Annotated in this window: 21 protein-coding genes and 1 tRNA gene; 5 read left to right on the top strand and 17 right to left on the bottom strand. The window is 64.3% G+C overall.

The annotated features are described in order from the left end of the window. Positions 1-202: 202 nt before the first annotated feature. Together dnaJ and pabB are read left to right on the top strand one after the other, a co-directional pair. The gene (dnaJ, locus tag ACLFKU_RS02830) at positions 203-1,342 is read left to right on the top strand and encodes a molecular chaperone DnaJ (protein WP_018431876.1); all 1,140 of its coding nucleotides are present in this window, start codon (positions 203-205) and stop codon (positions 1,340-1,342) included. An 18-nt stretch (positions 1,343-1,360) separates the two neighbouring features. Continuing rightward, positions 1,361-3,247, top strand: coding sequence for an aminodeoxychorismate synthase component I (gene pabB / locus ACLFKU_RS02825; RefSeq protein ID WP_410848109.1), 1,887 nt, complete (start codon positions 1,361-1,363; stop codon positions 3,245-3,247). 48 nt (positions 3,248-3,295) lie between these two features. Here pabB and panB read toward each other — a convergent pair whose 3' ends face one another. From panB to hda, 6 genes are read right to left on the bottom strand one after another with little or no spacing between them, the layout of a single operon-like run. Beyond that, positions 3,296-4,111, bottom strand: a complete 816-nt coding sequence (panB, locus tag ACLFKU_RS02820) for a 3-methyl-2-oxobutanoate hydroxymethyltransferase (RefSeq protein WP_410848108.1) — start codon at positions 4,109-4,111, stop codon at positions 3,296-3,298. A 37-nt stretch (positions 4,112-4,148) separates the two neighbouring features. Continuing rightward, positions 4,149-4,829 carry a deoxynucleoside kinase gene (locus ACLFKU_RS02815; protein ID WP_410848107.1) on the bottom strand — a complete coding sequence of 227 codons (681 nt, stop codon included), beginning with the start codon at positions 4,827-4,829 and terminating at the stop codon, positions 4,149-4,151. Continuing rightward, positions 4,826-5,368, bottom strand: coding sequence for a 2-amino-4-hydroxy-6-hydroxymethyldihydropteridine diphosphokinase (folK, locus tag ACLFKU_RS02810; RefSeq protein ID WP_410848106.1), 543 nt, complete (start codon positions 5,366-5,368; stop codon positions 4,826-4,828). Before folK ends, ACLFKU_RS02815 begins: the two co-directional genes overlap by 4 nt. 51 nt (positions 5,369-5,419) lie before the next feature. Next, on the bottom strand, positions 5,420-7,030 hold the full coding sequence (gene pcnB / locus ACLFKU_RS02805; protein ID WP_410848105.1) for a polynucleotide adenylyltransferase PcnB: 1,611 nt from the start codon (positions 7,028-7,030) through the stop codon (positions 5,420-5,422). After that, on the bottom strand, positions 7,027-7,713 hold the full coding sequence (locus ACLFKU_RS02800) for an HAD family hydrolase (protein ID WP_013088509.1): 687 nt from the start codon (positions 7,711-7,713) through the stop codon (positions 7,027-7,029). Before ACLFKU_RS02800 ends, pcnB begins: the two co-directional genes overlap by 4 nt. Continuing rightward, on the bottom strand, positions 7,706-8,458 hold the full coding sequence (gene hda, locus ACLFKU_RS02795) for a DnaA regulatory inactivator Hda (protein ID WP_368585424.1): 753 nt from the start codon (positions 8,456-8,458) through the stop codon (positions 7,706-7,708). Before hda ends, ACLFKU_RS02800 begins: the two co-directional genes overlap by 8 nt. Before the next feature lie 276 nt (positions 8,459-8,734). Between hda and purM the strand changes: the two genes are divergently transcribed. Then, entirely contained in the window at positions 8,735-9,790 is a 1,056-nt protein-coding gene (gene purM, locus ACLFKU_RS02790) for a phosphoribosylformylglycinamidine cyclo-ligase (RefSeq protein ID WP_410848104.1), read from the top strand. A gap of 91 nt (positions 9,791-9,881) precedes the next feature. Here purM and miaA read toward each other — a convergent pair whose 3' ends face one another. Both miaA and mutL read right to left on the bottom strand, forming a co-directional pair. Continuing rightward, positions 9,882-10,862, bottom strand: a complete 981-nt coding sequence (gene miaA / locus ACLFKU_RS02785) for a tRNA (adenosine(37)-N6)-dimethylallyltransferase MiaA (RefSeq protein WP_410848103.1) — start codon at positions 10,860-10,862, stop codon at positions 9,882-9,884. A 46-nt stretch (positions 10,863-10,908) separates the two neighbouring features. Continuing rightward, entirely contained in the window at positions 10,909-13,005 is a 2,097-nt protein-coding gene (gene mutL / locus ACLFKU_RS02780; RefSeq protein WP_410848102.1) for a DNA mismatch repair endonuclease MutL, read from the bottom strand. 194 nt (positions 13,006-13,199) lie between these two features. Between mutL and ACLFKU_RS02775 the strand changes: the two genes are divergently transcribed. Next, complete coding sequence (locus tag ACLFKU_RS02775) at positions 13,200-13,871, top strand: VTT domain-containing protein (RefSeq protein WP_176109485.1); 672 nt, start codon at positions 13,200-13,202, stop codon at positions 13,869-13,871. A 122-nt stretch (positions 13,872-13,993) separates the two neighbouring features. Here the strand turns inward: ACLFKU_RS02775 and ACLFKU_RS02770 are convergent, their stop codons facing one another. Further along, positions 13,994-14,812 carry a mechanosensitive ion channel family protein gene (locus tag ACLFKU_RS02770; RefSeq protein ID WP_018431865.1) on the bottom strand — a complete coding sequence of 273 codons (819 nt, stop codon included), beginning with the start codon at positions 14,810-14,812 and terminating at the stop codon, positions 13,994-13,996. Positions 14,813-15,003: 191 nt separating this feature from the next. Beyond that, complete coding sequence (locus ACLFKU_RS02765) at positions 15,004-15,378, bottom strand: hypothetical protein (protein WP_410848101.1); 375 nt, start codon at positions 15,376-15,378, stop codon at positions 15,004-15,006. A 439-nt stretch (positions 15,379-15,817) separates the two neighbouring features. On the opposite strand from ACLFKU_RS02765, the gene ACLFKU_RS02760 reads away from it, so the two are divergent. Continuing rightward, positions 15,818-16,141 carry a hypothetical protein gene (locus ACLFKU_RS02760; protein ID WP_410848100.1) on the top strand — a complete coding sequence of 108 codons (324 nt, stop codon included), beginning with the start codon at positions 15,818-15,820 and terminating at the stop codon, positions 16,139-16,141. Positions 16,142-16,336: 195 nt separating this feature from the next. Here ACLFKU_RS02760 and ACLFKU_RS02755 read toward each other — a convergent pair. The 7 genes from ACLFKU_RS02755 to tolQ all read right to left on the bottom strand — a co-directional run bounded on the left by ACLFKU_RS02755 (position 16,337) and on the right by tolQ (position 21,513). Then, positions 16,337-16,412: transfer RNA gene (locus ACLFKU_RS02755), tRNA-Lys, on the bottom strand. A gap of 187 nt (positions 16,413-16,599) precedes the next feature. Beyond that, positions 16,600-17,349, bottom strand: coding sequence for a tol-pal system protein YbgF (gene ybgF, locus ACLFKU_RS02750; protein ID WP_410848099.1), 750 nt, complete (start codon positions 17,347-17,349; stop codon positions 16,600-16,602). 20 nt (positions 17,350-17,369) lie between these two features. Then, positions 17,370-17,876, bottom strand: a complete 507-nt coding sequence (gene pal, locus ACLFKU_RS02745; protein ID WP_368585417.1) for a peptidoglycan-associated lipoprotein Pal — start codon at positions 17,874-17,876, stop codon at positions 17,370-17,372. 32 nt (positions 17,877-17,908) lie between these two features. Further along, on the bottom strand, positions 17,909-19,201 hold the full coding sequence (gene tolB, locus ACLFKU_RS02740; RefSeq protein WP_410848098.1) for a Tol-Pal system beta propeller repeat protein TolB: 1,293 nt from the start codon (positions 19,199-19,201) through the stop codon (positions 17,909-17,911). Positions 19,202-19,338: 137 nt separating this feature from the next. Then, a complete protein-coding gene (gene tolA, locus ACLFKU_RS02735; RefSeq protein WP_176367635.1) occupies positions 19,339-20,382 on the bottom strand; it encodes a cell envelope integrity protein TolA in 1,044 nt (347 codons plus the stop codon). Then, positions 20,379-20,825 (bottom strand): protein TolR, encoded by a 447-nt coding sequence (gene tolR, locus ACLFKU_RS02730; RefSeq protein WP_013088523.1) that lies wholly within the window; start codon positions 20,823-20,825, stop codon positions 20,379-20,381. Before tolR ends, tolA begins: the two co-directional genes overlap by 4 nt. Positions 20,826-20,835: 10 nt before the next feature. Continuing rightward, positions 20,836-21,513, bottom strand: a complete 678-nt coding sequence (tolQ, locus tag ACLFKU_RS02725) for a protein TolQ (protein ID WP_006047860.1) — start codon at positions 21,511-21,513, stop codon at positions 20,836-20,838. Positions 21,514-21,520 lie beyond the last annotated feature (7 nt).

Below are 21,520 nucleotides of genomic sequence, written 5' to 3'. Positions count from 1 at the left end.
GCGCCCTTGCGGCGCCTTGAGTGCAAGAGCGGTTTTTCGCGCCTGGCGAGCCTTTTGGGCTCTCCGGGCACGTTCGTTTTATGGAGGGCGTTGTTTTGAACCGTGTCGAGACGCGGCGCAGACAGCGGCCGGACGAGTCGTAAGACTCCACAGCATTCACAAGGAGCTACCGCGTCGCTTTGCGCGGCGGCGTTGAACCGATATGGCGAAACGGGATTACTACGAGGTTCTGGGCGTCGCAAAGAACGCGAGCGACGACGAAATCAAGAAGGCTTATCGCAAGCTTGCGATGAAGCACCACCCCGACCGCAATCCGGGCAACAAGGATGCGGAAGAGCATTTCAAGGAGGTGAAGGAAGCCTATGAAATGCTGTCGGATTCGCAAAAGCGCGCCGCGTACGATCAGTACGGTCACGCGGGCGTCGATCCGAACATGGGTGGGGCCGGTGCGCAAGGTTTCGGCGGCTTTGCCGACGCATTCGGCGACATCTTCGGCGACATCTTCGGCCAGGCGGCCGGCGCCGGCGCACGCGGAGGCGGCCGCGCGGGCCCGCAGGTCTATCGCGGCGCCGATCTGCGCTACAGCATGGAAATCACGCTCGAGCAGGCCGCGCACGGCTACGACACGCAGATCCGCGTGCCGAGCTGGGTTTCGTGCGAAGTCTGTCATGGCTCGGGCGCGAAGCCGGGCACCAAGCCGGAAACCTGCCCGACCTGTAGCGGCTCGGGTTCGGTGCGCATGTCGCAGGGCTTCTTCAGCATCCAGCAGACTTGCCCGAAGTGCCACGGCAGCGGCACCTACATCCCCGATCCGTGCAACCACTGCCACGGCGCGGGCAAGGTGAAGGAAACCAAGACGCTCGAAGTGAAGATTCCGGCCGGTATCGACGACGGCATGCGCATCCGCTCGGCCGGCAACGGCGAGCCGGGCATCAACGGCGGACCGTCGGGCGATCTGTACGTCGAGATTCACATCAAGCAGCACTCGGTGTTCGAGCGTGACGGCGACGATCTGCATTGCCAGATGCCGATCCCGTTCACCACCGCGGCGCTTGGCGGCGATATCGAAGTGCCGACGCTCGCCGGCCGCGCGACCTTCACGGTGCCGGAAGGCACGCAGTCGGGCAAGACGTTCCGTTTGCGCGGCAAGGGCATCAAGGGCCTGCGTTCGAGCATCGCCGGTGATCTGTACGTGCATGTGCAGGTCGAAACGCCGGTCAAGCTCACCGAGGCGCAGCGCGATCTGCTCAAGCAGTTCGAAAAGGCGCTCGTGGAAGGCGGGGCGCGGCATAGTCCGCAGAGCAAGAGCTGGTTCGATCGGGTGAAGAGCTTTTTCGATTGATCTGATTTGGCGGTCAGTATGACGGTGGACAGTCGCGGCGCGGTGTTCGCGCTGCTTGACGATTGCGGTGCAACGGCGGCGCGTCCGTCGAGCCGCTTGTACACGGGTTTCGTGCGCGAGCGGCTCTGCACGGAGGCCGCGCAGCTCGAAGCGGTGTGCGACAGCGTCGCGGCCGATACCCGCAACGGTCTGCACGCCGTCGTGCTGGCCGACTATGAATTTGGCCGTACGCTCGTCGGTATCGACAAGCTTCGGCCCACTGAAACGCAGCGTGGCAATGCCACGCTGCGTTTTTTATTGTTCGAACGCTGTGCGAAGCTTTCGCGCGACGAGGTCGACGCGTGGCTGATGACGCGGGACAACGGTGCGCCGGAGCCGTCGGTCGCGGGCACGGCGAACGTGCGCGAAAGCGTCGATCGCGCCGAGTTCGATGCGTCGATCGACGCGATTCACGCTGCGCTGCGCGCGGGCGATTCCTATCAGGTCAACTACACGTACCGCCTCGGTTTCGACGTGTTCGGCTCGCCGCTCGCGCTCTATCGGCGCTTACGCGCGCGCCAGCCGGTGTCGTTCGGCGCGCTGATCGCATTGCCCGACGATGCGTGGGTTCTGTCGTGTTCGCCCGAACTGTTCGTCGAGAAGCACGGCCCGACGTTGCGCGCGCGGCCGATGAAGGGCACGGCGCCGCGCTCGCAAGATCCCGCCATCGACCGGGGCAACGCCGAGTTCCTCGCCACCGATCTGAAGAACCGCGCCGAGAACGTGATGATCGTCGATCTGTTGCGCAACGATCTGTCGCGGGTCGCGCGGATCGGCTCGGTCAACGTGCCGGCGCTTTTTACGGTCGAACCGTATGCGTCGGTGTGGCAGATGACGTCGACCGTGGAGGCGACGTTGCTCGACGGCACCTCGTTCGCGACGATCCTGCGCGCGCTCTTTCCCTGCGGTTCGATTACCGGTGCGCCGAAGCATCGCACGATGCAGCTGATCGACGAACTGGAAAGCACGCCGCGTGGACTTTATACCGGCGCGATCGGCTGGCTCGATGCGCCGGGCGATGATCACGATTGCGGCGACTTCTGCATGTCGGTCGCGATCCGCACGCTGACATTGACTGGGTCGGCGGCGCAAGCGGGCGGCACCGACGGTCTGCGCGGCAGCATGGGCATCGGCGCGGGCATCGTGCTCGACAGCGTGGCCGCCGACGAGCATGAGGAGTGTCGATTGAAAGCACGTTTTCTGACCGGCGCCGAGCCCGGCTTCGAACTGTTTGAAACGATGTACGCGACGCGGGAAGACGGCGTGCGGCATCTGGAGCGGCATGTGCGGCGCTTGTCGTCGAGCGCCGCGACACTTGGCTTCGGGTTCGACGAAGCGCGCATTCGCGAGGAGATTTCCGCGCGATGCGCCGCGCTGCCGGCGCAGACGCCGCATCGTATGCGGCTTGCGTTGAGCAAGACCGGCGCGACGCAGATCACCGCCGCGATACTTACGCCGTTGGCGGACGCAATCGTTGGGGTTCTGCTGGGCCCAGAAGCGCAGTTCGCGCCGACCCAGGCCGCCGATCCGCTGCTGCGCCACAAGACCACCCGCCGCGCCGACTACGACCGCGGCTGGCGCGAAGCCGAGGCGAAGGGCGCCTTCGATATGCTGTTCTTCAACGAACGGGGCGAACTGACCGAGGGCGGCAGGTCGAACGTGTTCGTGAAGCTCGCGGGACGATGGTGGACCCCGCCGCTCGCGTCGGGCGTGCTGCCTGGCGTGATGCGAAGCGTATTGCTCGACGGGGCGTCGGACTTGCAGGCGGGTGAAAAAGTGCTGACGCAGGAGGATGTGCTGAACGCCGAAGCACTGCTGGTGTGCAACGCGTTGCGCGGCGCGATCCCCGCACGGGTTGTTGCTTAGAGCGCTGAGACAAACCGGAATGCCGCGCGTCCGCACGGCAAACATACATCAGAACGTGTGCTCGGCGCCCGGGAACGAGCCGTCCTTCACTGCCCGCACATAGGCCTCGACGGCCGCCTGAATGTTCGGCTGTCCCTGCATGAAATCTTTGACGAAGCGGGGACGCTTGCCGGGGAAAATCCCGAGCATGTCGTGCAGCACGAGCACCTGACCCGAGCAGTCGAGGCCCGCGCCGATCCCGATCGTCGGAATGCGCAATTGCCTCGTGACCTCGCCCGCGAGTTGAGCGGGGATTGCTTCCATCAACAATGTTTGCGCGCCGGCGGCCTGCATCGCGAGCGAATCGCGCAGCAGCTGGCTCGCACCCGCTTCAGTCTTGCCCTGCACCTTGAAGCCGCCGAACGCATGCACCGACTGCGGCGTCAGACCTACGTGCGCGCACACCGGAATCGAGCGCTCGACCAGGAACCGCACCGTATCCGCGAGCCATTCGCCGCCTTCGAGCTTGACCATCTGCGCGCCCGCGCGCATCAGTTCGACCGAACTCCTGAACGCGTCTTCGCGCGTGCCGTACGTGCCGAACGGCAGGTCCGCCATGATCAGCGCCGACGGCCGCGCGCGCGACACGCTCGCCGTGTGATACGCGATGTCCGCAAGCGTCACGGGCAGCGTAGTCGCCTGACCTTGCAGCACGTTGCCGAGCGAGTCGCCGATCAGAAGCACGTCGACGCCGGCGCGATCGAGCAGCGCGGCGAAGCTTGCGTCGTAGCAGGTGAGCATCGCGATCTTTTCGCCGGCGTCGCGCATTGCCTGCAGTTTCGGCACGGTGATCGCGCTCCGGCTCGCTTCCTGCAAATAAGTCATGGTCAATCCAGTGAGAAAAATGAACTAGCCGCGCCGCTTACAGCGACGTGGCTTTGACAAAGAATTCCTTGCGGCCGCGCATCGTCTCGATGCGTTCGGCGAGCAGCGCAAGGTCCGCGTCGGAGTCGAGCGGATTCAGGTGTTCGGCGTTAACCGTCAGCACGGGCGTGCGGTCGTAGTGGTAGAAGAATTCGTTGTATGCGTCGCAGAGCGCGCGCAGATACGCATCGGAAATCTGCAGCTCCATCGGCACCGCGCGCTTCTGGATGCGCGCGAACAGCACCTCGGGACTCGCCTGCAGATAAACGACGAAGTCCGGCTCCGGCGCCTTGACGTCGAGCCGCGCGGCAAGCGCGCGGTACAGTTGCCACTCGTCTTCCTGCAAGGTCAGACGCGCGAAGATGTCGTTTCGCTGCGTGATGAAGTCGGCGATCAGCGGCGTGCCACTCGCCTGCGCGGCGCTCACTTCCTGCGCCTGCTGCGCGCGTTGCAGCGCGAAGTGCAACTGCACCGGCAGCGCATAGCGCGCGGTGTCGCGGTAGAAGCGTTCAAGAAACGGATTGTCCTGCGAGCGCTCGAACAGTTCGTGCATCGACCAGCGTTGCGCGAGGCGCCGCGCGAGTGAGGTCTTGCCGACGCCGATCGGCCCCTCGATCGCGATATAGCCGAACGGCGGGCGCAGCTGCGGCGCGGTGACCGTGAGCGGCGGCGAACTCATTCGCAGCGGCCTTTCTCGGCGGAATTACCGGCGAGTGCATTGAGCATCGGACACTGGCAGGGCCCCTTCACCTTCTCGATGCGCTGATCGCTGACGCTATCGAGCAGCGCGGCGGCCCTGCCATGTTGCGGAATCACGATCGCCGCGTCGATCTCGACCAGCGGCACCAGCGCAAACGCGCGCTCGACGAGGCGTGGATGCGGCACGATCAGATCGGCTTCGTCGATCGATTGATCGCCATACAGCAGGATGTCGAGATCGAGCGTGCGCGGCGCATTGCGGAACGGCCGCTCACGGCCGAAATGATGCTCGATCTTGTGACACAGCGCGAGCAGATGCCGCACGGGGAGCGTCGTTTCCAGCTTCACGACGCAATTGAAATAGTCGTCGCCGCCCGCGTCGATCGGGGCGGTGCGATATAGGCTCGATTTGGCGAGCACGGTGATGGTGTGCTGTTGTGCGAGGCACACCACCGCGTCTTTCAGGGTCTGGCGCGCGTCCCCGAGATTCGCGCCGAGGCCAAGATAAGCAACCGTCATGGCATAACTTCCTGCAACTATCGTTTCGACGGCTCTTCCGCGAACGCCGCGTCAGTCTTCGTGCGAGCCTTCGCGGCCCGCGTCGTTGTCCGTGCGTTCGGCGGACGAGCCGCCCTCCACCCCGTCACCTGATTTGCGGTTTCTGGCGCCACCGCGCCGCCGTCGTTTTCTGGGGCTCCGGTCTTTCCCGCCTTGCGTGAGCAATGCCTCGCGCGCGGCAGCGTCTCCTTCGATGAACTCCGTCCACCACGCACCGACCGACTCGTCGAGTTCGCCCGATGCGCAGCGCAACAGGAGGAAATCATACCCCGCTCTAAATCTTTGGTGTTCCAGCAGCTTCAGCGCGCTGCGGCCCGAGCGCTTTTCGAGGCGCAGCTGCAGACCCCAGATCTCGCGCATGTCGGCCGAGAAGCGCTTGTGGATCGCGAGCTTTTCGGTCTGCATGTCGAGCACTTCGTCCATCGCGCGATGCAGCGCCGGCACCGGATACTCGCCTTCGGCCTCGAACTTCTGCCAGCGCTGCTGCACGTCGTGCCACAACAGCGTCGCGAACAGGAAGCCCGGCGACACCGGCTTGCCGGCCAGCACGCGTGCATCTGTATTAGAGAGTGCCAGAGAAATGAATTTCTCGCCGGTCGGCTGCTCGAGCACCACGTCGAGCAGCGGCAGCAGCCCGTGATGCAGGCCTTCCTGGCGCAGCCGCTTCAGGCACGCGAGCGCGTGACCCGACAGCATCAGCTTCAGCATTTCGTCGAACAGACGCGCGGCGGGCACGTTGTTGATCAGATCGGCCATCTTCTCGATCGGCGCGCGCGTGGCGTCGTCGATCTCGAAGTCGAGCTTGGCGGCGAAGCGCACGACGCGCAGCATGCGCACCGGGTCCTCACGATAACGCGTGGCCGGGTCGCCGATCATGCGCAGCAGGCGCGTGCGCATGTCGGCCATGCCGTTGTGGTAGTCCAGCACGGTCTGCGTTGCCGGATCGTAGTACATCGCGTTGATCGTGAAGTCGCGGCGCGTGGCGTCCTCGTGCTGTTCACCCCACACGTTGTCGCGCAGCACGCGGCCGCTCGCGTCGACCGCGTGAGTGCGGCGGTCGAGCTCGTCGCGCTTCAGACGCTTCGGCGGCGGCGCGTCGGCCGCGGGCGGATCGACCAGCGCGCGGAACGTCGAGGTCTCGATGATTTCCTGGCCGAACTGCACGTGCACGATCTGGAAGCGCCGGCCGATGATGCGTGCTCTGCGGAACAGCTTCTGCACCTGTTCGGGCGTCGCGTCGGTCGCGACGTCGAAGTCTTTCGGCTTCACGCCGAGCAGCAGGTCGCGCACCGCGCCGCCGACGATGAACGCGCGGAAGCCCGCCTGTTGCAGGCCCTCGGTCACGCGGATCGCATTGCGCGAGATCAGCGTGGGGTCGATGCCGTGCACGTCGTGCGGAATGATGACGGGGACGTCCGGTTCGCGCGGCGCCTGTGCGGCGGCAGCGGCGGTCGATTTGCGACGCGGCCGCGCGGCCGTGCCGGATACGGTCGCGCCGGAAGCGGACTTGCCGCGCGCCGGCGGCTTGTCGTTGGCGTGGTCGTCGACGCTGGCGGCGGACAGCGTGTCGTCAGCGCTCGCCGTGTCCTGGCCGAATAGCTTGCGGATGAGTTTCTTGATCACGAGGGTTGGAAGAGTTCGAGGATGCGCCAGCCTTTGGCCTGCGCATGGGCGCGCAACGTGTCGTCCGGATTGGTCGCGATGGGATCGGTGACTTTTTCGAGCAGCGGGATGTCGTTGTGCGAATCGCTATAGAAATAGCTGTGCTCGAAGTCGCTCCACGTCTTTCCGAGCGACGCGAGCCACATTTCGGTGCGCACGATCTTGCCTTCCTTGTAGCTCGGCGTGCCGGTCGGGCGGCCGGTATAAGCGCCGTGCGGATCGCCGCCGACGGTCTCCGCCTCGCACGCGATCAGCGTGTCGACGCCGAATGCCTGGGCGATCGGCCGCGTGATGAATTCGTTGGTCGCCGTGACGACGCAGCACAGGTCGCCCGCTTCGCGATGCTGTTTGACGAGCTCGATCGCCACCGGCTGGATGGCGGGCGTAATGACCTCGTGCATGTACTGCGCGTGAAAGTCCGCGAGCTGCGCGCGCGTGTACTTCGCGAGCGGCGTCAGCATGGCGATCAGATAAGCGTGAATGTCGAGCTTGCCGGCCTTGTAGTCGGCGTAGAAGCGGTCGTTTTCACGGGCGAAATTTTCGGCGTCGACCATACCTTTTTTCACCATGAAGCGGCCCCATTCGTGGTCGCTGTCCGTGGGAATGAGCGTGTGGTCGAGATCGAAGAGTGCAAGATTAGCCATGGGGGCCTATTTTACTTGAAGCCGGAAGAGCGGCGTGTGAACCCGGCGTGGTGGCGGGATCGGGCGAGGCGAGCATCGTGCGCAACAGCGGCAGCGTGACCGCGCGTTTCTGTTCGAGCGAGAAGCGGTCGAGCGCGTCGAGCAGCGCCATCAGGCTCGGCATGTCGCGGCGAAAATGCGTGAGCAGGTAGGCCGGCACGTCGTCGGCGAGCATGATGCCGCGCTCGCGCGCCGCGCGTTTCAGCACCGCGGCCTTCGCGTCGTCGGGCAGCGGCGCGAGATGAAACACCAGACCCCAGCCGAGGCGGGTGCGCAAATCCTCGCGCACCGTCATGGCGATCGGCGCCGCGTTGCCTGCGGCGACGAGCGCGCTGGTCGGATGCGCCCGCACCTCGTTGAACAGGTTGAACACGGCGATCTGCTGCGCGGCCGACAGCGCGTCGCAGTCGTCGATCGCATAGAGCGCGACGCGCGGATCGAAGCCGAAGGCGGCGAGGCTGCTTTGCGGACCGGCGAAGCGCGCATGTCCCGGCGGCGCTTCGTGCACGAGCGCCTGCAGCAGATGCGTGCGGCCGCTGCCGGCTTCGCCCCAGATGTAGAAGGTGCGATCGGCGACCGGTCCGGAGGCGAGCGCGTCGTCGAGCTCACGCAGGCGCGTGACCAGCTCGGCGTTCGCGCCGGCGAAGAAATTGTCGAATGTCGATGGCGGCGGGGTGCCGAGATCGAGCGTCAGTTGACGAAGCACAGTAGGTTAATGCCGAAAATGAGGCTCGCGCCGCGAGTGGCCCGGACCTCGGGGCCTGGAACGTTGCCAGGCGCTTAGTTGTCGTGAAGCGTGCTCGCCGGGTCGTGAGGCCGAGCGTCGCGATGGGCGGCGGACGGAATTGCGCGGGTCGGCGGCGCCGGAATCGGAGTGTCGTGTAGCAAAGTCGTTTCCAGGATTTCGTCGGAACGCGCGAATTCCAGCCGGGCGGCCAGCATCGGGTAAAATCGCATTTTACCGACCTTCGAGCTTTTCCCCATGAATCAACCGAAATCCGCTCCTGACGCCCAAGGTTTGTCGTATCGCGACGCCGGCGTGGACATCGATGCGGGCGACGCCCTCGTCGACGCCATCAAGCCCTTTGCCAAGAAGACCCTGCGCGACGGCGTGCTGGGCGGCATCGGCGGATTCGGCGCGCTGTTCGAAGTGCCGAAGAAGTACAAGGAGCCGGTGCTCGTGTCCGGCACCGACGGCGTCGGCACCAAGCTGCGTCTCGCGTTCCAGCTGAACAAGCACGACACGGTCGGCCAGGATCTCGTCGCGATGAGCGTCAACGACATCCTCGTGCAGGGCGCCGAGCCGCTGTTCTTCCTCGACTATTTCGCCTGCGGCAAGCTCGATGTCGGCACGGCGGCGACCGTCGTGAAGGGCATTGCGCAAGGCTGCGAGCTGTCGGGCTGCGCGCTGATCGGCGGCGAAACCGCGGAAATGCCGGGCATGTATCCGGACGGCGAATACGATCTGGCCGGTTTCGCGGTCGGCGCGGTGGAAAAGAGCAAGATCATCGACGGCAGCAAGATCGCTCCCGGCGACGTGGTGCTCGGGCTCGCTTCGAGCGGCATCCATTCGAACGGCTTTTCGCTGGTGCGCAAGATCATCGAGCGCGCCAATCCCGATCTGAACGCGGACTTCGACGGCCGCCCGCTCGCGGACGCGCTGATGGCGCCGACGCGCATCTACGTGAAGCCGTTGCTCGCGCTGATGCAGCAGCTCGAGGTGAAGGGTATGGCGCACATCACCGGCGGCGGCCTGGTCGAGAACATTCCGCGTGTGCTGCGCGAGGGTCTGACGGCCGAGCTCGATCATCGCGCGTGGCCGCTGCCGCCGCTGTTCTCGTGGCTGCAGAAGCACGGCGGCGTCGCCGATGCTGAAATGCACCGCGTGTTCAACTGCGGTATCGGTATGGCGGTGATCGTGTCGGCCGCGGATGCCCAGGCGGCAATCGGTCAGCTGTCCGCGGCGGGCGAGCAGGTCTGGAAGATCGGCACGGTCCGTGAGAGCGCGGCGGGTGAAGCGCAGACGGTCGTGGTCTAACGATTGACGAGGGTTCGCGTGGCGTGCAGCAACGGCGCGCCACGCGGGCTTCGAATCCTGTGCTTTACATTTCCCGCTTCAAATCCCCGCTTCAGATCCCTCCGATTCCCTCACTTCGATCGTCGTCTCGAACCAGCGTCTCGATCAACTCCACCACCCGCGCCGTCGCGTGCGGATCGCAGCAATCCACCACCTGTCTCTCCGGCATGCTGCGCAGCCACGTGAGCTGCCGCTTGCAGAGTTGCCGCGTCGCGAAGATGCCCTTGTCGCGCATGGTCCGATAATCGACCGCGCCATCGAGGTATTCCCACACCTGCCGATAGCCGACGCAGCGCATCGACGACATCTCTGGCAGCAGGTCGCCGCGCGCGCGCAGCTTCACCACTTCATCGATGAACCCATGTGCGAGCATCGCATCGAAGCGCTGCTCGATGCGCGAGTGCAGCACGCCACGCTCGGACGGCTCCAGCGCGACCGGCACGAAGCGCCATGCCGACGCGGCGTCGTCGGTGCGCGCGGGCGCGGCGAGCAGCGCCGACATCGGCTGGCCGGTCAGCATGAACACTTCCAGCGCGCGCTGGATGCGCTGCGAATCGTTCGGCGCGAGACGCGCGGCCGTGACCGGATCGAGCGCGGCGAGTCGTGCGTGAAGCGCCGGCCAGCCGTCGTGGGCGGCATCGGCGTCGAGCGTCGCGCGTAGTTCGGCATCGGCGCCGGGCAGATCGTTGAGTCCGTGCGTGAGCGCCTTGTAGTACAGCATCGTCCCGCCGACCAGCAGCGGCAGCCGCCCGCGCGCATGAATTTCATCGACGAGCCGCAGCGTATCGGCGCGAAACTGTGCGGCCGAGTACGAGTCGGCCGGATCGACGATATCGATCAGATGATGCGGCGCGACCGCGCGTTCTTCCGCGGTCGGCTTCGCGGTGCCGATGTCCATCTCGCGATAGACGAGCGCAGAGTCGACGCTGATGATTTCGACTGGCCGCCGCGCGGCGAGCGCGAGCGCGGCGGCGGTCTTGCCGGACGCGGTCGGGCCGAGCAGGCACGGGATCAGGGTAGGGCGTGACGTCATGGGCAAGCGGGCGCGCAGCGCGGGCGGTGTGATCGAACGCGGCGCGTTACTGGCCGCGCATGAACAGCCGATCGAGATCGGCCAGCGTCAGCTGATACCAGGTCGGACGCCCGTGGTTGCACTGGTCGGCGCGCTCGGTCGCTTCCATCTGGCGCAACAGCGCATTCATTTCGTCGAGCGTCAGACGCCGGTTCGCGCGCACCGCGTGATGGCACGCGAGCGTGCCGAGCAGTTCGTGCTGACGCTCGGTCAGCACCCGCGAGCCGCCGAACGCGTGCAGGTCGGACAGCACCGCGCGCGCGAGCGCTTGCAGATCCGCGTCCTTCAGCAACGCGGGGACTGCGCGGATCGCGAGCGTGGTCGGCGACAGCATCGCGAGGTCGAAGCCGAGCGCATCGAGCGTATCGCGCTCTTCCTCGACCGTGCCGATTTCGACCGGATCGGCCTGCATCGTCTGCGGAATCAACAGCGGCTGCACGGCGATCGCGCGGTCGGCAAGCGCGTTCTTGAACTGCTCGTACAGGATGCGCTCGTGCGCGGCATGCATGTCGACGATCACGAGCCCGTGGCGGTTCTGCGCGAGCACGTAGATGCCGTGGATCTGGCCGAGCGCGAAGCCGAGCGGCTGATCGTCGGTGGCATCGAATGCGGGGGAAGCCGAGCGCGACGCGAACGGTGGTGCGTCGTACGGCGACGTCGTTTCGCTCGCCGAGTCACGTGCTTCGAGCAGCGACGCGCCCTCGACCCGGCCCGCGAGCGGATCCTTGCGGCCGAACAGCGCGTCGTAACCGGCGAGCGGTTGCGCGACCGGCAGTGTGCCTTGCGTCATGCGCGCCTGGCGCATCCACGTGTTGCCGGGCTGCGAGGCGCCGAAGCTGCTGAACCCGTTGCCGCCGCCAAAGCTGCCACGGCTCCCGGCGTCGAAGCCCGCGCCGCTCGAAACACCGGCGCCCGCGACAATGCCGTCGCCTGCGCCGCTGCTGCCACCCAGCGGCGTCGAGCCAAACGAAGCCGGTCCACCGGCCGACGGCTCCAGGTGCGCCGCATGCCCGCCAGCCGTCGTTTCCGGCGACGCGCCCGCGTGCCGCGCGAGCGCGCGCTGCACCGCATGGAACACGAACTGGTGGATCGAGCGCGAATCGCGGAAACGCACCTCGATTTTCGACGGATGCACGTTCACGTCGACGCCCTCTGGCGGCAAATCGAGGAACAGCACGTACGACGGATAACGCTCACCGTGCAGCACGTCTTCATACGCGGCGCGTACCGCGTGCGTAAGCAGCTTATCCCGCACGAAGCGGCCGTTGACGAAGAAATACTGTTGATCGGCGCGGCCGCGGCTTGCGGTCGGCAGACCGGCGCAGCCGTAGATTGCGAGCGGGCCGGCGGATTCGTCGAGCGGTAAATGGGCGGTCGCGAACGTGTCGCCGAGAATCTTCGCGACGCGCGCGGGCGGCTCGCTCGCGTTCCAGTGTTCGACGGCCTTGCCGTTGTGCAGCACGGAGATCGCGACGTCCGGCCGCGCGAGAGCGGCGCGGCGGATCTGTTCGAGACAGTGGCCGAGTTCGGTCTGTTCGCTCTTCAGGAATTTGCGGCGCGCGGGCGTGTTGAAGTACAGCTCGCGGACTTCGATCGTCGTGCCTTGCGTACCGGCAGCGGGGCTCAGCACGCCGGTCTCCGCATCGATGCGTACCGCGTGCGGCACGTCGGCCGTGCGGCTCGTGATGCTCATCTGCGCGACCGACGCAATCGACGCCAGCGCTTCACCGCGAAACCCGAGCGTCGCGACCGCTTCGAGCTCGGCAAGCGAGCGGATCTTGCTGGTCGCATGGCGCGTCAGTGCGAGTACGAGTTCGTTCTCGGGGATGCCGCAGCCGTCGTCGGTGATCGAGATGCGTTTGACGCCGCCTTCGTCCAGCAGGATGCGCAGCGTCTGCGCGCCCGCGTCGAGCGCATTCTCGAGCAACTCCTTGACCACCGACGCCGGCCGCTCGACCACTTCGCCGGCGGCGATCTGGCTGATCAATTGATCGGGGAGCGGCTGGATCGCGCGCAGCGGACGCGGCGCGGGCGCCGCGCGGGAGCCGTCGGAGGGTGCGGCCGCGGCCGCGGTGCCCGCAGGCGTTTCGGAGAATTCGGACATGGCGAAATTATAGCGACTCGGCGCACGCCGCCCGTGCCGGCGCCCGACCCGCAGTTTTTTAATCGAACCGAGGCACTTTCTGTATCATGTCGCGGTCAATTCGCAGCGGTCGGCCCGCCGCTTGCTGCCCCTGTTATTGGGTCGCGCGACGGCCGTTTCTCCTCTACGCAAACACTGGTTTATAAGGACATTCCTTGGATACGTTGCTCCATTTCGCCAACCTTGTCCTACACATCGACAAGTTCCTCGGGGACTTCATCCAGGTGTATGGCACTTGGGTCTACGCGGTGCTATTCGCAATCGTGTTCGCAGAAACCGGACTCGTGGTTCTGCCATTTCTGCCAGGCGACTCGCTGCTGTTCATCGGCGGCGCGTTCTGCGCGGCCGGGCAGATGCATCTCGGGCTGCTGATCCTGCTGCTGCTGGTGGCGGCAATCGGCGGCAATACGACCAACTATCTGATCGGCCGTGCGATCGGACCGCGCGTGTTCAATTCGCATATTCCGGTGCTCGAGCGTTTTCTCGATCGTGCCGCGCTGCAAAAGACTCACGATTTCTATGAGAAACACGGCGGCAAGACGATCGTGCTCGCGCGTTTCATCCCGGTCGTGCGGACCTTTGCGCCGTTCGTCGCGGGTGCGTCGTCGATGACGTGGAGCCGCTTCCAGATGTTCAATGTCGTCGGCGCGCTGTCGTGGGTGCTGCTGCTCGTGCTGCTCGGCTATTTCTTCGGCAACATTCCGTTCATCCGTCAGTATCTGAACGTGATCGTGCTGGTCGGTATCGGCGCGGCAATCGTGCCGGTCGTGCTCGCCGCGTTGTGGAAGATGCTGCGCAAGAATGGCGCGAACGCGAGTACGCGTTGACGAGCTGTTGCCAGGTTTATTTCAGGCCTTGAAAACCGGAAGGCGTCGCGAATCTCGCGACGCCTTTTTTCATGCCGCGGTGCCGGCGACGCGTGCCGGCTTCGCGCGCATGTTAGATCACATCAATCGCGCGTGATCGCGCGCGGCGCGAGCGGCGTTTCCGGCGTCGGATAGCCGGCTTCCTTGAAGGTCTGCACGATCGCGCGATTGGTGTCGAAGTAGACCTGCCAGTAGTTCTGGTTGGACGAATAAGGACGCACGCACAGCAGCGGTCCTTCCGGCGTGAAGCTCAAGACCTCGATGTCCGGCGCGGGGTTTTCGGACACGTTCGGAATCTTCGCGACGGCGGCTTTCAGACGCGCGATCGCGTCGGTCGGATCGACGCCGTTTGCGATCTTCGCGGTCAGCTCGACGCGCCGGAACGGCAGCACGCTGTAGTTCGAGATGGTGTCGGAAAAGATCTTGTTGTTGCCGACGATGGTCATTACGTTGTCCGGCGTGACGATCGTCGTGCCGAACAGGCCCAACTCGGTGACGGTGCCGGTGACCCCCGCGGCCGTGACGAAATCGCCGACCTTGAACGGTCGCAGCACCTGCATGAACACGCCGGCCGCGAAGTGCGCGAGCAGGCCGCCCCATGCAGTACCGATCGCGAGGCCGAGACCGGCGAGCAATGCGGCGAACGACGTCGTCTGCACACCGAAGATTTGCAGGATTGCGAGGACGAGCAGCAGGTTCAGCAACGCGCCGAGAATCGACGCGAGGTAGTGAGCGAGCGTCGGATCGACCTTGCCATTGCGCGCGAGCACCTTGCGCAACAGGTTGGAGATCAGCCCGATGACCCAGCGGCCGACGATCCACAGCACGATGGCGCCGATCACCTTGGTGCCGATGTCGATGCCCCGGGTCATGATGAATGCACGTGCGGTTTCGATATCCAAGATGTTCCTCGTTATAAGTTGTCATCAACGGATTGAACGACGGTGGTGCCATGACCCACAACGCGCGGTCTTCGGGAGTTATAGCCGACGGCGCCCGCCTGCGCAAGGACCGTTCCTGCGCTGCTCGCGGGCGGCAATTGAGAGACGAAGAATGGCGGGAGTATGTGAGAAGCCGGTCGAGCGCGCCGCGCCTACATGCGCAGCCGCGATTCGGAATACGGTGACGTGCGGATGACAACTGCGTTGTCCTGGTCGCTTTTCACGGCTCGCTTGCGCGTCGACATGCGATGCCACGAGAAAGCGATCACGATTGCGAGCGCATATGCGCCAGCACGCTGAAGAAATAAAGTCGGCCGGACGAATTGTCCGTAGCGGCTCTGCGCGTCGGCGAACACGACAAAGGTCAACAAGCCGTCGAGCACGCACGCGACCAGCGCGAGCACGATGAAAATCACCGGGCCACTCAAGGTGGCACCCAACCCAAACCGGTTATACAGTCGACAGGCCATCGACACGATGGCGAGCAAGGCGAGGTTCGATAGCAGATCGAACAGAAAGTTGGTCATTATCGGTTCAATGAAAAAGCAATGCGCCGTGGGTTTGCCGGAACGTATGCTCACGCAAGGTTCAGACATGCTCCGCTGATTCGGCGGCGATCATTGCATATCTTTTCATCTCGATAAATAACCGGAAGAAGCGATAACCGTGTCACTCTTTCTTTCGAGCGCTTTTGTGTGCAATTGGAATGTGAAGAGTCGCAGGCCTCCGGTCACGCGGAAACCGCTGTCGGCCCAAGGAAAGAAATCGCCGTTGAGACCGCCCTGTCGTAGCCGCATGTCATCTTCGTAGCGATTGCCGCCGACTTCGAAGTTGTGCAACAGATTGCACTGTGGTGAAAACACCAAATCGACATTGTTTAAATTTTGACAAGTCGCGCCGAGCGTCTATCCGTGCGAGGATCAAATGTCGATGTTCCTGACATGAAGATCCAGTTACGGGGGCTCCATGAGTAGCATTCCGCTTATCTGGGCAGCGGTGCCGCATAACAGCGACGGTGTTGTCTTTCAGATCCAACTTGGCCGCGGGCTTCAGCGTTTTCACGTGTCGCGGCGCGTGCTCGAGGATGTGTTCGAGCTCGAACGGAAAGCGTCCGACGCACGCCAACTCGAATTCTTCTACGTGCACGAGCAGCGCATTCTCGCGCGCGCCAGCGCAAAGCGCGCGACACCCAGCTCGACCACCGTTTCATTACAGGCCGCCGATTTCGGCGTGTCGAACGACAGCGAGCGCTGGGCGAGGCCGAGCGGCATCGCGCACGGCCTAGTCTAGGCGAGAATGGGGGCGGTGACTGCTTTCGTCCGCGCCGAACTCGATGTCACCGGATAGACCCGATGCTGCCAGACCCGATGCTGCCAGACCCGATGCTGCCGCGCGTCGCGCGCCATCGTTTTCGACGTTTGCGGGTGCGGGCAACGGAAAAAGAAAAGGGCCGACATGCATTCGCATGTCGGCCCTCGAATCTTTTGGTAGGCCGTACGGGATTCGAACCTGTGACCAACGGATTAAAAGTCCGCTGCTCTACCAGCTGAGCTAACGACCCAAAAGAGAAGCGAAATTATATCGGCGAACCGATGGCCTGTCAACAGTACAAGGCCATCAGGCCAAAATGAAAAGCCCGGGCATCACTACCCGGGCTTCCCAGCGAGAGGCGCGCGTGGCTATCACTTCGGACACTGCGCGTTACTGCCGACAACTACGTCAAAACGTGATCAATCCGCCACCGCGAACTACTTGATCTGCGACAGCTTGCTCTGCGCCGACTGCGCGACGTCCGAGCCGGCGTATTGCGCGACGATCTGCTCGAGCGTCTTTTTCGCCGCGGCCTTCTGGCCTTGTTCGAGCTGATTGTTCGCGATCGCGAGCAGCGCTTCCGGCGCACGCGGATGCTGCGGGTACTTGGCCACGATACCTTGCCAGACCGCCGTCGAACCCTTGTAGTCGCGCAGTGCATACAGCGCGTTGCCGAGCCAGTATTGCGCGGTCGGCTGATAGGGGCTGCTCGGATATTTGGAGATGAAGCTGCGGAACGATGCCGCCGCGCTCTTGAAGTCCCCGCTGCGGAACTGCTGTGAAGCCGCGTTGAACGCATCGGTTTCACCCGGCTGCACCTCGCCCTGGACGCCATCCACCGTCTGCTGCTGCGGCTCGAATTTCTTCAGGCGCGTGTCGAGATCGGTGTAGTAGTCCTTCTGCTGCTTTTGCAGCGTCGTGAGCTGGTTCGCCATGTCCTCGTTCTGTCCGCGCAGCGTCGCGACCTGCTGGTTCAGCTGGTCGAGACGGTTGGACTGATCGAGGATCGTGCGCTGCGCCGCCGACAGCTGGCTCGACAGACTATCGGTCTTCGAGCGCAGATCGAGAATGGCCTGGCGGGCCTGATCGTCGTCGAACATGCCCGCATGGGCGGGCACGGCCACGAGGGCCGTGCCTGCGACGCAGGCCGCTGCGGCAACCCGCAGCCAGGAGAAACGATGCGTCATTCGGCTTATCACCCGTTGACTTACTGTTGATACACGAGGTCGGCGCGGCGGTTCTGTGCCCACGACGCTTCGTCATGACCCGTTGCCAGCGGCTTTTCCTTGCCGAGGCTCACGGCTTCCATCTGCGAATCCGACACGCCCATCAGCGACAGCGAACGACGCACGGCTTCAGCACGCTTCTGGCCGAGTGCCAGGTTGTATTCGCTGGTGCCGCGCTCGTCGGTGTTGCCCTGGATCAGCACGTGACGCTGCGGGTGACCCTTCAGATATTGCGCGTGTTGTTGCAGCAGCGCTTGATAGTCGTCCTTCACCGAGTAGCTGTCGAAGTCGAAGTAGATGCTGCGCTTTGCGAGCGGGCTGTTCGGATCGTTCAGCGGGTCGACGTTGACCGTCGCGACGTCGTTCGGATTCGGTTGACCCGAGCCTGCGCCCTTGCCGGCGTTTTCGTCGAGCTTGACGCCAGAGTGACATGCGGCCAATGCACCGACCATCACGACGGCGAATGCGAAACGAAGTTTGGACATCATTTGATTACTCTCCTTGTGTTATTGCATCAACGTTATTGCATAAACGGGCCCCAGGATGGCTCGCGTACGCTGCCCCCCTGAACGGACAGGACCTGCCGAGTGCGACCATCGGTCGATACTGCGGCCAACACGCCACGGCCGTTCACCTGAGTGGCGTAAAGAATGTACTGACCGTTCGCCGCGAAGCTCGGCGATTCGTCATGTGAAGTGTCCGTCAGGCCCGTAGCGGTTCCGCCTTGCAGGTCCTGGATGTACAGCTTGAATGCACCGCCGACGCGCGAGATGTAGGCAAGCTCCTTGCCGTCAGGACTCACACGCGGGCTGGTGTTGTAGCTGCCCGTAAACGTGACGCGTTGCGCGTTGCCCGCGCTTTCGCCTTGCGCCGGCATCTTGTAGATCTGCGGAGCGCCGCCGCGGTCGCTCGTGAAATAGATCCACTGACCGTCAGGAGAGTAGGTCGGCTCGGTGTCGATCGAGCTGCCCTGCGTGAGACGACGCAGACCGCTGCCGTCCGCGTTGACCGCGAAAATCTGCGTATTGCCGGTACGCGACAGCGCGACGGCGAGCGTGCGGCCATCCGGCGACCACGCCGGCGCGCTGTTGTTGCCCTTCTGGTCCGATACGACGATGCGCCGGCCCGTAGGCAGGTCGTGGATATAGACGATCGGCTTCTTCTTCTCGAACGACACGTACGCGACCTTGGTGCCGTCCGGCGACCAGGCCGGCGAGATGATCGGCTCGGGGCTCGACAGCGCGATATGCGCGTCCTGGCCGTCCGAATCCGAGATCTGCAGCTGGTAGCGGTTGCCCGACTTGATCACATACGAGAGGCGCGTCGCGAACACGCCGCGATTGCCCATCAGCTTGGCGTAAATGTAGTCCGCGACCTTGTGCGCGCTCATGCGCAGACCGCTTTCCGGGCTCACTAGCACGAGGCCGCCGAGGCTTTCGCCCTTGACCGTGTCGTACAGCTTGAAGCGCACTTCGTACTGGCCGTTCGGCAGGCGGTTCACGCTGCCCGCGACGAACGCATTGGCGCCCTTCGCCTTCCATGCGCCGAGGTCGACGGAGTCGGTCTCGGACACTGGCGCCGAGCCTGCGTCGATATTCGTGAATTTGCCGCTGCGTTGCAGATCCTGACGCACGATCGTGCTGACCTGCTGCGGGGAGTTCGCTTCATTGGCGAAATTCGCCGTTGCGATCGGAAACTGGGTGGATCCGACGCCCGTCACGAGGACGTTGAGTTGTGCGTTGGCGGCGCCGCCGACGGCGATCAGGCACGTTGCCACGAGTGTTCGCAGGCCTAGCTTGGTCATCAAACTCATGCTGTATGGGTTCCTCAAAACGGTTTTACTTAATACTCGAAGACAGCAGACAGACCGGTAAACGGTTATTTCGTTCCCGCGCAACGCCGGCCTGGTGGGGCGCGGCGTTGGATGTCAGTCGGCTGTCAGCCTGCACATCAAGCTGCCGGACGCAGCGTGATAGTGAAGTAGTCCGGCGTCTTGCCATTCACGTCCCGCGGCATCGGATCGGAGGCTTTCACCGCTCGCAACGCGGCGGCGTCCCACGCGGCGTTGCCGCTGCTGTGGGTAATGTTTGCGCTCAGCTGATTGCCGTCCGGCGAACAGCGCACGGCGATCACGGTCTCCAGTCCTTCCGTTTCGCCGCCCCAGTTCACATGCTGAAGCACCAGCCGGCGTACCTTGTCCGCGTAACCCGGCGATGCCGCCGTGCCCCCGGAGCCGCTACCCGTTCCGCTCTTGCCCAGTCCGTTGCTGCTAGAACTGCTGCCGCCGACGCCACCAGCCAGACCCTGCATTTGCGCCAGCCGCGCGCGACGGTCCGCATCGAGCTGCTTCTTCGCTTGTGCCGCCGCTTCGGCTTGCGCCTTCGCCTTCGCCGCCTTTTCGGCCTCGGCCTTCTTTTGCGCTTCCGCCTGAGCCTGCTTTTGCTGCTGCTCCTGCTGTTCCTTCAGTTGCTGCTGCTTCTGCTGCTCGGCGAGCTGCTGCTGCTTGAGCTTCTCGGCCTGCTGCTGTTGCTGTTGTTGCTGCTGCGCCTGTTGCTGCTTGAGCTTCGCGGCCTTCTGCGCCGCGAGCTGGGCCGCCTGTTCGGCCGCCAATTGCTGCTGGCGCTTCGCTTCCGCTTCCTGCTGCTCTTTCAGCTTCAACTGGCGCTGCTGTTCGGCCAATTGCGCGGCGCGAGCGGCTTCCTGCTGCTGGCGTTTCTTTTCCTGCAGCGCGATGTCGGCCTGCTCGTCGCGCACGGGCGGGGCAGGGGCGACCGGCGCGGGCGGCGGCGTGACGACGGGATGCGGGATCGCGGAATCCGGCACCTCGGTCCACAGTTCCGCCTGCTCGCCCTCCGGCGTGCTGTTTTGCCACTGGATGCCGTGATAAAGAAAGAATCCGAGCAGCGCATGCATCACCAGCGCGAACAGAAAAGCTCGCCCGGTGCCGCGTTCACGCGGTGGCTGAAGCGGATATTCGGTGTTCTTGCGGATCATTGCGATTTGACAAGCAATCCAACGCGCTTGACGCCCTGAGCCTTCAACTCGGACATCACATTCATCACGACTTCGTACTTCACGGTTTTGTCGGCGGCAATCACGACGGGCTGATCCGGGTGCGATTGTGCCCGATCGGCGATGAAACCTTTGAGGCCAGCTTTCGTCATGTCTTCCTGCTGCTGCGTGCCGGAGTCGTCCTTGTACTTGACGCTCATGTTGCCGTCCGCGCGGATGTTGACGATCACGGGCGGCGTCTGCTGCTGCGGCGCGGCACCACCGACGGTCGGCAGATTGACGATCGACGGTGCGACGAGCGGCGCCGTGACCATGAAGATCACGAGCAGCACGAGCATCACGTCGATGTACGGCACGACGTTGATGTCGGCCATCGCGCGACGCGAGCGCGAGCCACGCATGCTGGAGGAGCGGGAGCCTGCCATCGGAGCCTCCTTAGTGTGCCTGGCGCTGCAGGATGTTCGAGAACTCTTCGATGAAGGTTTCGAAACGGATCGCCAGACGGTCGATGTCGTGCGCGTAGCGGTTGTAGGCGACCACGGCCGGAATCGCGGCGAACAGGCCGATCGCGGTGGCGGTCAGCGCCTCGGCGATGCCCGGCGCGACGTTCGCGAGCGTGGCCTGCTGCACGTTTGCGAGGCCGCGGAACGCATTCATGATCCCCCACACCGTGCCGAACAGACCGATATACGGGCTGACCGAACCGACCGATGCGAGAAACGCGAGGTTCGCCTCGAGCACGTCCATTTCACGCTGGAATGCCGCGCGCATCGCGCGCCGGGCGCCGTCGAGAATCGCGCCGGGATCGTTCAGGCGTTTCTCTTTGCCTTTCAGGAATTCACGCATGCCGGACTCGAAAATCCGCTCGAGCGCGCCGATCGTGTGGCGGTTGTTCGCGGCGCTCTGATACAGCGCCTGCAGGTCGCCGCCCGACCAGAAATCGCGCTCGAAGCGTTCAGTTTGCGCGCGCGCCCGGCGAATCGCAAACCACTTGCGGAAGATGAAAGTCCATGAGAGTAGCGACAGCAACAGCAGCAGAGCCATGACGGCCTGGGCCAGCAGGCTCGCGTTGAGTACGAGTGAAACGATCGACAGATCTTGTGTAGTGTTCATAAAGGTT

Source organism: Paraburkholderia sp. EG304, assembly GCF_046543485.1.
GTDB lineage: Bacteria > Pseudomonadota > Gammaproteobacteria > Burkholderiales > Burkholderiaceae > Paraburkholderia > Paraburkholderia youngii.
This window is presented reverse-complemented; position numbering and strand designations above follow the sequence as displayed.

Excerpts from the sequence above, each read along its gene's own strand:
- ACLFKU_RS02765 (WP_410848101.1), bottom strand. The coding sequence starts at position 15,378 with ATGACCAACTTTCTGTTCGATCTGCTATCGAACCTCGCCTTGCTCGCC.
- tolQ (WP_006047860.1), bottom strand. The coding sequence starts at position 21,513 with ATGAACACTACACAAGATCTGTCGATCGTTTCACTCGTACTCAACGCG.
- pabB (WP_410848109.1), top strand. The coding sequence starts at position 1,361 with ATGACGGTGGACAGTCGCGGCGCGGTGTTCGCGCTGCTTGACGATTGC.
- panB (WP_410848108.1), bottom strand. The coding sequence starts at position 4,111 with ATGACTTATTTGCAGGAAGCGAGCCGGAGCGCGATCACCGTGCCGAAA.
- dnaJ (WP_018431876.1), top strand. The coding sequence starts at position 203 with ATGGCGAAACGGGATTACTACGAGGTTCTGGGCGTCGCAAAGAACGCG.
- ACLFKU_RS02760 (WP_410848100.1), top strand. The coding sequence starts at position 15,818 with ATGAGTAGCATTCCGCTTATCTGGGCAGCGGTGCCGCATAACAGCGAC.
- tolB (WP_410848098.1), bottom strand. The coding sequence starts at position 19,201 with ATGAGTTTGATGACCAAGCTAGGCCTGCGAACACTCGTGGCAACGTGC.
- ACLFKU_RS02800 (WP_013088509.1), bottom strand. The coding sequence starts at position 7,713 with ATGGCTAATCTTGCACTCTTCGATCTCGACCACACGCTCATTCCCACG.
- pal (WP_368585417.1), bottom strand. The coding sequence starts at position 17,876 with ATGATGTCCAAACTTCGTTTCGCATTCGCCGTCGTGATGGTCGGTGCA.
- miaA (WP_410848103.1), bottom strand. The coding sequence starts at position 10,862 with ATGACGTCACGCCCTACCCTGATCCCGTGCCTGCTCGGCCCGACCGCG.
- folK (WP_410848106.1), bottom strand. The coding sequence starts at position 5,368 with ATGACGGTTGCTTATCTTGGCCTCGGCGCGAATCTCGGGGACGCGCGC.
- ACLFKU_RS02815 (WP_410848107.1), bottom strand. The coding sequence starts at position 4,829 with ATGAGTTCGCCGCCGCTCACGGTCACCGCGCCGCAGCTGCGCCCGCCG.
- tolA (WP_176367635.1), bottom strand. The coding sequence starts at position 20,382 with ATGATCCGCAAGAACACCGAATATCCGCTTCAGCCACCGCGTGAACGC.
- mutL (WP_410848102.1), bottom strand. The coding sequence starts at position 13,005 with ATGTCCGAATTCTCCGAAACGCCTGCGGGCACCGCGGCCGCGGCCGCA.
- purM (WP_410848104.1), top strand. The coding sequence starts at position 8,735 with ATGAATCAACCGAAATCCGCTCCTGACGCCCAAGGTTTGTCGTATCGC.
- tolR (WP_013088523.1), bottom strand. The coding sequence starts at position 20,825 with ATGGCAGGCTCCCGCTCCTCCAGCATGCGTGGCTCGCGCTCGCGTCGC.
- ybgF (WP_410848099.1), bottom strand. The coding sequence starts at position 17,349 with ATGACGCATCGTTTCTCCTGGCTGCGGGTTGCCGCAGCGGCCTGCGTC.